The 12,204-nt window shown below is 55.6% G+C and carries 12 protein-coding genes; 3 read left to right on the top strand and 9 right to left on the bottom strand.

What is annotated here, in order from left to right:
- The first annotated feature begins 13 nt into the window (after window positions 1-13).
- The gene (locus tag ACQE3Y_RS03825; RefSeq protein WP_426972257.1) at window positions 14-1,246 is read left to right on the top strand and encodes an MFS transporter; all 1,233 of its coding nucleotides are present in this window, start codon (window positions 14-16) and stop codon (window positions 1,244-1,246) included.
- Window positions 1,247-1,385: 139 nt separating this feature from the next.
- Here the strand turns inward: ACQE3Y_RS03825 and lpxM are convergent, their stop codons facing one another.
- The 3 genes from lpxM to znuA all read right to left on the bottom strand — a co-directional run bounded on the left by lpxM (window position 1,386) and on the right by znuA (window position 4,822).
- Window positions 1,386-2,360 carry a lauroyl-Kdo(2)-lipid IV(A) myristoyltransferase gene (gene lpxM / locus ACQE3Y_RS03820; protein WP_426980903.1) on the bottom strand — a complete coding sequence of 325 codons (975 nt, stop codon included), beginning with the start codon at window positions 2,358-2,360 and terminating at the stop codon, window positions 1,386-1,388.
- Between the two features lie 181 nt (window positions 2,361-2,541).
- The gene (gene mepM, locus ACQE3Y_RS03815) at window positions 2,542-3,861 is read right to left on the bottom strand and encodes a murein DD-endopeptidase MepM (RefSeq protein ID WP_426972254.1); all 1,320 of its coding nucleotides are present in this window, start codon (window positions 3,859-3,861) and stop codon (window positions 2,542-2,544) included.
- A gap of 13 nt (window positions 3,862-3,874) precedes the next feature.
- Window positions 3,875-4,822 carry a zinc ABC transporter substrate-binding protein ZnuA gene (znuA, locus tag ACQE3Y_RS03810; protein ID WP_426980902.1) on the bottom strand — a complete coding sequence of 316 codons (948 nt, stop codon included), beginning with the start codon at window positions 4,820-4,822 and terminating at the stop codon, window positions 3,875-3,877.
- 77 nt (window positions 4,823-4,899) lie between these two features.
- Between znuA and znuC the strand changes: the two genes are divergently transcribed.
- Together znuC and znuB are read left to right on the top strand one after the other, a co-directional pair.
- Complete coding sequence (gene znuC, locus ACQE3Y_RS03805; RefSeq protein WP_426980901.1) at window positions 4,900-5,652, top strand: zinc ABC transporter ATP-binding protein ZnuC; 753 nt, start codon at window positions 4,900-4,902, stop codon at window positions 5,650-5,652.
- Complete coding sequence (znuB, locus tag ACQE3Y_RS03800; protein WP_426980900.1) at window positions 5,652-6,437, top strand: zinc ABC transporter permease subunit ZnuB; 786 nt, start codon at window positions 5,652-5,654, stop codon at window positions 6,435-6,437. The genes znuC and znuB overlap by 1 nt, the downstream gene beginning before the upstream one ends.
- Window positions 6,438-6,481: 44 nt before the next feature.
- On the opposite strand, the gene ruvB is transcribed toward znuB, so the two are convergent.
- The 6 genes from ruvB to aspS form a co-directional block, all read right to left on the bottom strand.
- Entirely contained in the window at window positions 6,482-7,486 is a 1,005-nt protein-coding gene (gene ruvB / locus ACQE3Y_RS03795) for a Holliday junction branch migration DNA helicase RuvB (RefSeq protein WP_085071456.1), read from the bottom strand.
- A gap of 8 nt (window positions 7,487-7,494) precedes the next feature.
- Entirely contained in the window at window positions 7,495-8,109 is a 615-nt protein-coding gene (gene ruvA, locus ACQE3Y_RS03790; RefSeq protein ID WP_250650150.1) for a Holliday junction branch migration protein RuvA, read from the bottom strand.
- Between the two features lie 85 nt (window positions 8,110-8,194).
- The gene (gene ruvC / locus ACQE3Y_RS03785) at window positions 8,195-8,719 is read right to left on the bottom strand and encodes a crossover junction endodeoxyribonuclease RuvC (protein WP_085071454.1); all 525 of its coding nucleotides are present in this window, start codon (window positions 8,717-8,719) and stop codon (window positions 8,195-8,197) included.
- Window positions 8,720-8,756: 37 nt separating this feature from the next.
- The gene (locus ACQE3Y_RS03780) at window positions 8,757-9,500 is read right to left on the bottom strand and encodes a YebC/PmpR family DNA-binding transcriptional regulator (protein ID WP_426972246.1); all 744 of its coding nucleotides are present in this window, start codon (window positions 9,498-9,500) and stop codon (window positions 8,757-8,759) included.
- A 186-nt stretch (window positions 9,501-9,686) separates the two neighbouring features.
- The gene (nudB, locus tag ACQE3Y_RS03775; RefSeq protein WP_426980899.1) at window positions 9,687-10,121 is read right to left on the bottom strand and encodes a dihydroneopterin triphosphate diphosphatase; all 435 of its coding nucleotides are present in this window, start codon (window positions 10,119-10,121) and stop codon (window positions 9,687-9,689) included.
- Between the two features lies 1 nt (window position 10,122).
- Window positions 10,123-11,901, bottom strand: a complete 1,779-nt coding sequence (aspS, locus tag ACQE3Y_RS03770) for an aspartate--tRNA ligase (protein ID WP_426972243.1) — start codon at window positions 11,899-11,901, stop codon at window positions 10,123-10,125.
- Between the last annotated feature and the right edge of the window lie 303 nt (window positions 11,902-12,204).

The following is a 12,204-nucleotide window of genomic DNA, read 5'->3' as shown; positions in this document are numbered from 1 at the left end:
GGAGCATACCTGCATGGCCGCATACACCCCGGTTTTCAACCTGACCTTCAGGCATTTACTTTTTCCGCTTTCGCTGGTGCTGTTTGAGTTTGCTACCTATATTGCGCACGACATGATCCAGCCCGGCATGCTGCTGGTCACCAACGAATTCAATGTTGGAGCCGAATGGGTTTCCGCTTCCCTGACGGCTTATCTGATCGGCGGCATTGTTCTGCAATGGCTGCTTGGCCCGTTATCAGATAAATATGGCCGGCGTCCGGTGATGCTGGCTGGCGTACTGTTTTTTATTATCTGCTGCGCGCTGATGCACTGGATTTCATCCATTGAGCAATTTATCGTGCTGCGTTTCTTGCAGGGCATCAGCCTCTGCTTTATCGGCGCGGTAGGCTATGCGGCGATTCAGGAAGCGTTTGACGAGGCGCGCAGCGTGCGGATTATGGCGCTGATGGCCAATGTCGCGCTGCTGGCGCCGCTGGCTGGTCCGCTGGCGGGTGCAGCCTTTTTAACCGTAGGTGACTGGCGCACCATGTTCTGGCTGTTTGCTGTTATCGCGGCGCTGGCGCTGATTGGCCTTTGGCGCGCCATGCCGGAAACGGCAGGCGATCGTACCGTTTCCATTAGCCTGAAAAATCTGGCGCGCAGCTATCTGGCGCTGGCACGCGATCGACAAATCATGAGCGGCTCGCTGGCGATCGGGCTGGTGTTTATTCCTATCCTCGCCTGGGTAGCGCTGTCGCCGGTCATTCTGATTCAGGATGAGGGGCTGTCGCGCATGGATTACGCCCTGCTGCAGCTGCCGGTTTTTCTGGCGATGATCGCCGGTAACCTGACCTTGAGCCGCCTTTCCAGCCGCCTGCCAATTGAGAGCCCGTTACGCTTTGGCGCATGGCCGATTCTGGCCGGACTGACTATCGCCGCGTTAGCCAGCCTGATCGATAACCACAGCTATCTGTGGCTGACCGCCGGACTGAGCCTGTACGCCTACGGCGCAGGCATGGTAAACGCCGGGCTGTATCGTTTAACGCTTTTTTCCAGCACTGCAGGCAAAGGCAGCGTGGCCGCCATGTTAGGGATGGTAAGTATTATTGCTTTTGCGTTGGGTATTGAGCTGACAAAATTCGGCTATTTTCATGGCGGCAGCGCCTGGTTTAGTCTAATCAATCTGGCGAGCGGCCTGCTGTGGCTGGTGCTGGTAACCGCTTTTCTGCGCGAGCGCAAGCGACGCAGTACGGTAAATCCGCTCTGAGCAGAGGTATGCATCTCCATGCGCTTCAGACGGCTCTTACCGGCTGCCTGAACGCAAATCCCGCGCCATGAAGGCGCGGGACGGTGGTCACTTCTGCCCTGCCTTTGCTTTATGCAACCGGCGGGTGCTTATCGTTTTGCTATTTACGCGGAAACAGCTCTTTGCGCTTATAGGGTTCGATCTCCCCTTCACGCCGCGTTTTAAGCAGTTTTAATATCCAGGTGTACTGCTCCGGATGCGGACGCACAAAATACTCAACTTCTTCATTCATGCGGCGCGCCAGCGTTGGGTTGTCTGCATCAAGCAGATCGTCCATTGGCGCGCGGATATAGATATCCAGCTGATGATTTTTGGCATTATAGACCGGGAACAGCGGCACCACGCGCGCGCGGCATACTTTCATCAGCCGCCCCACCGCAGGCAACGTCGCTTTATAAGTGGCAAAGAAATCAACGAATTCACTTTGCTCTGCGCCATGATCCTGATCGGGCAGATAATATCCCCAATACCCCTGACGCACCGAGTTAATAAAGGGCTTTATACCATCGTTCCTGGCGTGCATACGGCCGCCAAAACGACGCCGCACCCGGTTCCAGATATAGTCGTTCAGCGGATTGCTTTGATTGTGAAACATCGCCGCTATCATCTGACCTTCTGAAGCCAGCAGCATGGCAGGAATATCAATTGCCCAGCCGTGCGGCACCAGAAAAATAACATTTTGCTTCTCTGCCAGCATCTCATCGATAATTTCCCGGCCGTGCCAGTGAACACGCTGACGGACGCGATCCGGATTACGCAGCGCCAGTTCGGCCATCATCGCCATTGACTGCGGAGCGGTGGCAAACATGTCATCAATGATCGCTTCACGCTCCGCTTCCGACCGCTCTGGCATGCAATACAGCAGGTTGATTTGCGCACGACGGCGCGCGCTTTTTGCAAAACGTCCAGCAAGGCGGCCCGCCGCGCCAAGGATAGGATCGCGTAGCGCTGCAGGCAGCATTGCCATTACGCCAAACGCACCGATACCTAACCAGGCTCCCCAGTATTTGGGTAACAGGAAGGATTTATCGAAGACGGGAATAAATTCTGTATTTTTTTTCTTGCTGGTTTCCATGCACTCGCCTCTATCAATAACCGGCTAATGATAGTGTCGGCAGGTAAATTTGCAACGCTTACCGCAGGTTGTCGTTAAACCAACCCTAAATAATACGAAACCAACGCACCCGTGGGGGAAAAGAGAGCAAGCGGAGACGCACGTTTTACCGTGCGCTCCGCTGATAAGAGAGTGCTGACGCTTAATTGAGTTTGAGCTGCGGCAGTACTTCTCTTGCCTGCGCCAGAAATGCGGAACGATCCTTGCCGGTAAGCCCTTCGGTGCGCGGCAGCTTCGCCGTCAGCGGGTTTACGGCCTGGTTATTGATCCAGATTTCATAGTGCAGGTGCGGACCGGTTGAACGACCCGTGTTGCCGGAGAGACCGATGCGATCGCCACGTTTGACCTTATCGCCTGGCTTCACCAGCAGCTTTTTCATATGCATATAGCGCGTCATATACTGACGGCCGTGGCGGATAGCAACATAGTTGCCCGCGCCGGAACTGCGTTTCGCCTGTACCACTTCACCGTCACCCACGGCCAGTACCGGCGTGCCGACCGGCACGGCAAAATCCACCCCTTTATGCGGTGCGACACGGCCTGTCACCGGATTCAGACGGCGCGGGTTAAAGTTAGAGGAGACACGGTACTGTTTTACCGTTGGGAAACGCATAAAGCCGCGCGCCAGGCCAGAGCCGCTGCGGTCATAGAATTTGCCATCTTCGGCACGGATGGCGTAGTAATCCTTGCCGCCGGTGCGTAAACGCACGCCCAGCAGCTGGCTCTGTTCATTTTTGCCATCCATTACTTCGCGCGACATCAGTACGCTGAATTTATCGCCCGCGCGCAGTTTGCGGAAATCCATTTGCCATTGCAGCGCTTTGATCACGCCGCTGATCTCCGCGCTGGTCAGCCCGGCGCGCTGAGCGCTGCTGACAAAGCTGCCTTTGACTTCGCCGGTCAGCACGCTGTTTTTCCATTCGCCTTTTTGCAGCTCGCTGGACATCTTAAAACCGTTACCGATGCGATCGTAGGTGCGGGTTTCGCGCCGCGACATCTCCCACGTCAGGCGTTGCAGCTGGCCTTCATCGGTTAGCGTCCAGGAGATTTGCTGCCCCACCTGAAGATTACGCAGATCGCTATCGGTTTTAACCAGCTGGTTGATTTCACCCATATCGATACCGTACTGGTTCAGCACGCTGCTCAGGGTGTCGCCGCTGGAAACCACATAGTCATGAGTGCCGCTTTCCGCCGTTACGTCCTGATCGATCTCATCCTGCGGCAGGTCATCTTCCGGCGCAGGCTGATCGAGCGGCTCGCTGGCTTCAGGCAGCAGCGTACGCAGCTGGTTTTTGTCAATTTCAATGGTTTTTACGATGGGCGATGTTTCACCCGGGTGATAAACAAAAGGCCGCCAGACAGCGACGGCCAGAGTAACAACGGTCAGCGACCCAAGCATAACGCGGTGGGGACGCGGCAGATTATTAAATGCCAGAGCGACAGAGCGGGCTATCTGTTGCACTTTTAGGGATTCCTCATGCTCCTTTCAGGCAGCTTTCATACTGGCTCGACAGCTGTGAGAGGAATTTCACATAACTGTCTTTTGCTAAGCTGATGCCCATTCCCAGCGGATCGAGCGTACCTTTACGCACCTGAGTTCCTCTGGCAACGGCATCGATTACGGCCGGCCTGAATTGTGGCTCAGCAAAAACGCAGGTCGCTTTTTGCTCAACCAACTGTGTTCGAATTTGATGTAAACGCTGCGCGCCCGGCTGGATTTCAGGATTAACGGTAAAATGGCCAAGTGGCGTGAGACCGTAGTGCTTTTCAAAGTAGCTATAAGCATCATGAAAAACGAAATATCCTTTTCCTTTAAGCGGCGCCAGCTGATGCGCAATTTGCGTATCGCTTTTCGCTAAATCTGCCTCAAATTGCTGCAGGTTAGCGTCAAGTTTGTCTTTGCGCTGCGGCATAAGTTCCAATAATTTTTCATGGATTGCAACCGCAGATTGGCGCGCTATTTCCGGCGACATCCACAGATGCATATTATATTGTCCATGATCATGATGTTCATGCGCTGCGTCATGATGTGCTTCATCATGTTCATGATGCTCATCATCCTCTTCCGCGCCGGTAATCAGCAACGGTTTTACTGTGGGCAACTGGGCAATTTCCAGATTCTTTTCCGCAGGAAATGCGCTGGCGGTTTTACTGATAAAGGCTTCCATATCAGGACCAATCCACACCACCAGATCCGCGCTCTGCAAGCGTTTAACGTCAGAAGGACGCAAAGCGTAATCATGTTCGGAAGCGCCATCGGGCAGTAAAACTTCTACCGGGGTTACGCCATCGGCGATCGCGGAGGCGATAAAGCCCAGCGGTTTAATCGAAGCGATAACCGCTGCGCTGGCAGGTGCGCTAAACGCAGCGGCAAAACCAAGGGAAAATAGCAGAGGAAAAAGGGCTTTTTTATTCTGTAACATAATGCGTCAATCCATCGTGACTGAGTGATGGATTGTGATATTATAACATCCGATAACTTCTGCAAGCATTAATAACTATGACCTCACTGATTAGTCTGGAAAATATCTCAGTCAGTTTTGGCCAGCGTCAGGTATTGTCCAATATCTCTTTAGCGCTGGAACCAGGACGGATCCTGACGCTCCTTGGCCCTAACGGCGCCGGTAAGTCCACCTTAGTTCGCGTCGTGCTTGGATTGATCGCGCCGGATAGCGGCACGCTGAAACGCAATAATCCGCTACGTATTGGCTATGTTCCGCAAAAATTGCATCTTGACCCAACGCTGCCGCTGACCGTAGAGCGTTTTCTGCGGCTGCGTCCGGACACGCGCAAAGCGGATATTCTGCCTGCGCTCAAGCGCGTGCAGGCCGGTCACCTGCAGCATGCCGCGCTGCAAAAGCTGTCGGGTGGTGAAACCCAGCGCGTACTGCTGGCGCGCGCCCTGCTTAATCAACCACATCTGCTGGTGCTGGACGAACCCACCCAGGGCGTTGACGTTAACGGTCAGGTTGCGCTGTACGATCTTATTAACCAGCTGCGCCTTGAACTGAACTGCGCCGTGCTGATGGTCTCGCACGATCTGCATCTGGTTATGGCAAAAACAGATGAAGTGCTCTGCCTGAATCACCATATTTGCTGTTCCGGCACGCCGGAAGTGGTGTCGCGCCATCCTGAATTTATCGCTATGTTTGGCCCACGCGGCGCAGAGCAGCTGGCGATCTACCGGCATCATCATAATCATCGTCACGATTTACAGGGACGGATAGTTTTGCGTAAAGGACAGGAAAAATAATGCTTGAACTGTTACTTCCCGGCTGGTTGGGCGGCGTAATGCTGGCGCTGGCGGCCGGTCCACTGGGGTCATTTGTGGTCTGGCGTCGAATGTCCTATTTTGGCGATACGCTGGCGCACGCCTCGTTACTGGGCGTGGCCTTTGGCCTGTTGCTGAACGTTAATCCTTTTTACGCGGTAATTACGGTCACGCTATTGCTGGCGCTGGGTCTGGTCTGGCTGGAGCGTCGTCCCCATCTGGCTATTGATACACTGCTGGGCATTATGGCGCACAGCGCTCTGTCGCTGGGGCTGGTGGTGGTGAGCCTGATGTCGAATGTACGCGTGGATCTGATGGCTTATCTGTTTGGCGATCTGCTGGCAGTGACGCCGGAGGATTTATGGATAATCGGCGGCGGCGTGGCGCTGGTGCTGGCGGCGCTCGCCTGGCAATGGCGACCTTTGCTCTCCATGACTATTAGCCCGGAGCTGGCGCAGGTGGATGGTGTCAATATCGCGCGCACGCGCATGCTGCTGATGCTGGTTACCGCTTTAACCATCGGCGTGGCGATGAAATTTGTCGGGGCGCTGATTATCACTTCGCTGCTGGTGATCCCCGCCGCCACCGCTCGCCGCTTTGCCCGCTCGCCGGAGCAGATGGCATTTATTGCTATCGGTACAGGCATTGTTGCCGTGACCGGCGGCCTTACCTTCTCGGCCTTTTACGATACGCCCGCCGGCCCTTCGGTGGTGCTTTGTGCCGCAGTGCTGTTTATTATCAGCCAGATGAAAAAAGTGCCGGCCTGATAGCGATTAACCAGACGAAAACGCCAGCTTAGCGCTGGCGTTTTTTATACTTCGCGGGTCATGCCGAAATGCTTAAAGGCGTGCTGTGTGGCGATGCGTCCACGCGGCGTACGCTGAATAAAGCCCTGCTGAATCAGGTAAGGCTCCAGCACATCCTCAATGGTTTCACGCTCCTCGCCAATGGCCGCCGCCAGGTTATCCAGCCCTACCGGCCCGCCGGTAAACTTATCGATAATGGCTAATAACAGCTTGCGGTCCATATAGTCGAAGCCTTCGTGGTCGACATTCAACATATCCAGCGCCTTCGCCGCGACATCGCCATCCATCACGCCTTCGGCGCGCACTTCGGCAAAATCGCGTACGCGGCGCAGCAACCGGTTAGCGATACGCGGCGTGCCGCGTGCACGTCGCGCCACTTCCAGCGCGCCTTCCGGGCTCAGATCCAGCCCCAGACAGGCGGCGCTGCGAGCCACGATGTGCTGCAAATCTTTTACCTGATAGAACTCCAGGCGCTGCACAATGCCGAAACGATCGCGCAGCGGCGAGGTTAACGAACCTGCGCGCGTGGTGGCGCCGATCAGGGTGAACGGCGGCAGATCAAGCTTGATTGAGCGCGCCGCCGGGCCTTCCCCGATCATAATATCCAGCTGATAATCTTCCATCGCCGGATAAAGCACCTCTTCCACCACCGGCGACAGACGATGAATTTCATCGATGAAAAGCACATCGTGCGGTTCAAGGTTGGTCAGCATCGCCGCCAGGTCGCCCGCTTTTTCCAGTACCGGACCAGAGGTGGTGCGCAGGTTCACGCCCATCTCATTGGCAACAATGTTCGCCAGCGTGGTTTTACCCAGGCCTGGCGGGCCAAAAATCAGCAGGTGATCCAGCGCGTCGCCGCGCATTTTGGCCGCCTTGATAAAGATCTCCATCTGTTCGCGCACCTGCGGCTGACCCACATATTCATCCAGCAGGCGCGGACGGATCGCGCGATCGATAATTTCTTCTTCGCTCACATTGCCAGGTGAGACCAGGCGATCGGCTTCAATCATGGTTTACCTCAGAGCGCAGCACGCAGCGCTTCACGAATCAGGGTTTCACAGTCAGCGTCCGGGCGGCCCACTTTGCTAACCATCCGGCTGGCTTCCTGCGGTTTATACCCCAACGCCACCAGCGCGGCAACCGCTTCGGCCTCGGCATCGTTGCTGTCGATGGCGGCATTCTCGCTGGTAAGCGTAAAGGTTGCGTCGCCGCCAAACAGATCGCCGTGCATGCCTTTAAAGCGATCTTTCATTTCCACTACCAGCCGCTCGGCGGTTTTCTTACCGACGCCGGGCAGCTTAACCAGCGTCGCGACTTCTTCACGCTCTACTGCGGTCACAAACTGCTGTGCCGACATCCCGGAAAGGATCGCCAGCGCCAGCTTCGGCCCTACGCCATTGACTTTAATCAGCTCACGAAACAGCGCGCGCTCCTGCTTGCTGGTAAAGCCATACAGCAGCTGGGCATCTTCACGCACAATAAACTGCGTAAAAATAGTGGCTTCCTGATTCAGCTCCGGTAGCTCATAGAAGCAGGTCATTGGCATGTGGACCTCATATCCCACTCCGTTCGCTTCAATTAATACCAGCGGCGGTTGTTTTTCCAGAATGATGCCTCGCAGACGACCTATCACAGTAGCTTCCTTTGATTCAGGGAGAGAGAAAGTGTCAGAGTTATAACATAAAAAAGGCTGGATGAATATCCAGCCTGATAATGGGTTACGAACGCAATCTGCCGCGCGTCAGGGTCAGACGCGTATCGCTTAGCCTGTTGGCATTCTGACTAACGTGACAGTGAGTGATCGCAATCGCCAACGCATCGGCGGCATCCGCCTGCGGGTTAGCCGCCAGCTTCAGCAAGGTGCGCACCATATGCTGCACCTGGCTTTTTTCTGCGCTGCCGATGCCGACCACCGTTTGTTTCACCTGACGTGCCGCGTATTCAAATACCGGCAGATCCTGATTGACCGCCGCCACGATAGCCGCGCCGCGCGCCTGACCCAGCTTAAGGGCTGAATCAGCGTTTTTCGCCATAAACACCTGTTCAATGGCAAAAAAGTCAGGTTGAAACTGCGTGATGATCTCCGTCACGCCCGCGTAAATCAGCTTCAAACGGGAGGGCAGATCGTCAACGCCGGTGCGAATACAGCCGCTGCCAAGGTAGGTCAACTGTCGCCCAACCTGCCGGATCACGCCGTAGCCGGTAATACGTGAACCCGGGTCAATGCCCAGAATAATCGCCATCAGGCTGCTCCGTCAGGTTGGTGAAGGGCAACAACCATTACAGGGTTGCCGCCACCTCGTCGGTCATTTCACCGTTGTGATAAACTTCCTGCACGTCGTCACAGTCTTCCAGCATATCGATCAGACGCATCAGTTTCGGAGCCGTTTCAATATCCATATCCGCTTTGGTAGAAGGGATCATCGTCACTTCTGCGTTTTCCGCTTTCAGACCCGCCGCATCCAGCGCATCCTTCACTTCTCCGAAGGTTTCCCACGGCGTGAAGACGTCAATCGCGCCATCTTCATAGGTCACTACGTCATCCGCACCCGCTTCCAGCGCCGCATCCATTACCGTATCTTCATCCAGGCCCGGCGCATAAGAGATCACGCCTTTTTTGGTGAACAGATAGGCAACGGAACCATCGGTACCGAGGTTGCCGCCGCATTTGGTAAAGGCGTGACGCACTTCAGATACGGTACGGTTACGGTTATCGCTCAGGCATTCAACCATAACCGCCGTGCCGCCCGGGCCATAGCCTTCATAAATAATGGTTTCCATGTTGCTGTTATCGTCGCCGCCTACGCCGCGAGCGATAGCGCGATCCATGGTGTCACGCGTCATATTATTAGACAGCGCTTTATCCATGGCCGCACGCAGGCGCGGGTTGGAAGCGGGATCGCCGCCGCCCAGCTTCGCCGCCGTCACCAGCTCGCGAATGATTTTGGTAAAAATTTTACCGCGCTTGGCATCCTGTGCCGCTTTGCGGTGTTTGGTGTTGGCCCATTTACTATGACCTGCCATAACTCTGCTCTCTCCAGTTTGACACCGGTCAGACGCCTCAAGGCCGGTTCCCTCTGCAGGGAAACAACGCACCTTATGTCTGACGCTGTTGATTTTGCATCAGTCCAGACTGACTGACAGCTTCAGCGCGCTATTGCTGATAAACAGCACGCACATTGCGGTGCGCTGCGCGGCTGTCGGCAGCGGTTAGCCGACGAATTCTTCTATCGCCTGGCGATTACTCCAGGACTTGGTTAGACGGGCGGCAGTGGCTGTATCCAGCCACTGCAAGGCCAGATGTTCGCTTAACATAATGCTGCGTTCGCCCGGCAAGGCCAGCCGAAACCAGTGCTCAATATTATGCGTAACGTGCGGCGCATAGCGATGACGAAAGTGCGGAAAAATTTCGAATTCAATTTGCCGCTGGCAATCTTCAAGCGTCAGCCCTTCAGCCACCACGTCAATGCCCAGCTCTTCCCACACCTCGCGCCGCGCCGCCTCGACAGGCGCTTCTCCCGCCTCCAGGCTGCCGGTGACCGACTGCCAGAACGCAGGATCGTCGCGCCGCTGTAGCATCAGCACCCGCCCGGTATCCTGCGCGAAAATCACCACCAGTACCGAGACAGGATGCTTAAACGTCATCTTACAGGCTCTCTGGCTTTTCCTTTTTCACCACCTGAATGCTCAGCTCCTCCAGCGACGCTGGGTTAGCGAAGCTTGGCGCCTCGGTCATCAGACAGGCTGCAGCGGTGGTTTTCGGGAAAGCGATAACGTCACGAATATTATCGGTGCCGGTCAGCAGCATCACCAGGCGGTCAAGACCAAATGCCAGGCCTGCGTGCGGCGGCGTACCGAACTTCAGCGCATCCAGCAGGAAGCCGAACTTCTCGCGCTGCTCGGTTTCGGTAATACCCAGAATGCCAAATACGGTTTGCTGCATCTGACCGTTGTGGATACGTACCGATCCGCCGCCCACTTCGTAACCGTTAATCACCATATCGTAAGCGTTGGCGATGGCGGTTTCCGGTGCGGCTTTCAGCTGCTCCGGCGTCATATCGCGCGGCGCGGTAAACGGGTGATGCATTGCCGTCAGGCCGCCTTCGCCGTTGTCTTCAAACATCGGGAAGTCAATAACCCACAACGGTTTCCAGGCGCTGAGGTCGGTGATGTTCAGATCGCGACCCAGTTTCAGGCGCAGCGCACCCATCGCATCAGCCACCACGCCCGCTTTATCAGCACCAAAGAACACCATATCGCCATCCTGCGCGCCGGTACGTTCCAGGATCGCTTCCACGATTTCAGCGTTAAGGAATTTCGCTACCGGGCTTTGAATGCCTTCCAGGCCCTGCGCGCGCTGGTTAACTTTGATATAAGCCAGCCCTTTCGCGCCGTAAATTTCAATAAACTTGCCGTACTCATCAATCTGCTTACGGCTAAGCTGCGCACCGCCCGGTACACGCAGCGCCGCTACGCGGCCTTTGGCGTCGTTGGCCGGACCAGAGAAGACCTTGAACTCAACCTCTTTAACCAGATCGGCGACATCCACCAGCTCCATCGGGTTACGCAGGTCCGGCTTGTCGGAACCGTAACGACGCATCGCTTCAGCAAAAGTCATCTGCGGGAACTCGCCCAGATCGACGCCCTTCACTTCCAGCCATAGCTGGCGCGCCAGACGCTCCATCACTTCACGCACTTGCGGCGCGGTCATAAAGGAAGTTTCCACGTCGATTTGCGTAAATTCAGGCTGACGGTCAGCACGCAGATCTTCGTCACGGAAGCATTTAACAATCTGATAGTAACGATCGAAGCCGGACATCATCAGCAGCTGTTTGAACAGCTGGGGAGACTGCGGCAGCGCGTAGAATTTGCCTTTATGTACGCGGCTCGGCACCAGATAGTCACGCGCGCCTTCCGGCGTGGCCTTGGTCAGCATCGGCGTTTCAATATCAAGGAAGCCGTTATCGTCCATAAAGCGACGCACCAGGCTGGTGATTTTGGCACGCGCCTTCAGGCGCTGCGCCATTTCAGGGCGACGCAGGTCGAGATAGCGATATTTCAGACGCGCTTCTTCTGTATTGACCTGGTTAAAATCCAGCGGCAGCGGCTCGGCGCGGTTGATGATGGTGAGGTCGGTGGCGAAAACTTCTACTTCGCCGGTGGCCATATCGGGGTTTTTATTGCGTTCGTCACGGGCGCGGACCACGCCGGTCACCTGAATGCAGAACTCGTTACGCAGCTCAGACGCCAGATTGAACGCCTCCTGACGATCCGGGTCGAAAAAGACCTGGACGATGCCTTCACGGTCGCGCATATCAATAAAGATCAGGCTCCCGAGATCGCGGCGACGGTTAACCCAACCGCAGAGAGTCACTTGCTGGCCAACATGAGACGGATTGATCTGTCCGCAATATTCTGTACGCATAACGCTATCCTTTTAACTTCGCCGCTGCAGCATGGGCAGCGCTGATGTATCGTTCTGGAGTTGGTTATCCGGCGGATAACCCTCAGGCAGACGCTGCCGCAAAAAGGCAGGCATTATAATGTAAAAAGCGAGGCACGATAAGGGGGAACGGCGCGCAGCGCAGAATGTGTGTGCATTTGTTATCCCCTGCCGGCTCATGTTAGCGCCGCGCACACAGAAATTCACAAAATTCATGAATTAACGACATTTTTCTGCTCGCCCGCACGCCAGCAAGTCACGTAGGCTTACGCTTTTGTCTGTTCG

The sequence above is a fragment of the Pantoea sp. FN0305 genome, from assembly GCF_050113845.1.
In the GTDB taxonomy this organism is placed as follows: domain Bacteria; phylum Pseudomonadota; class Gammaproteobacteria; order Enterobacterales; family Enterobacteriaceae; genus Mixta; species Mixta alhagi.
The sequence above is the reverse complement of the archived record's forward strand: the minus strand, read 5'-3'. Positions and strand labels throughout refer to the sequence as shown.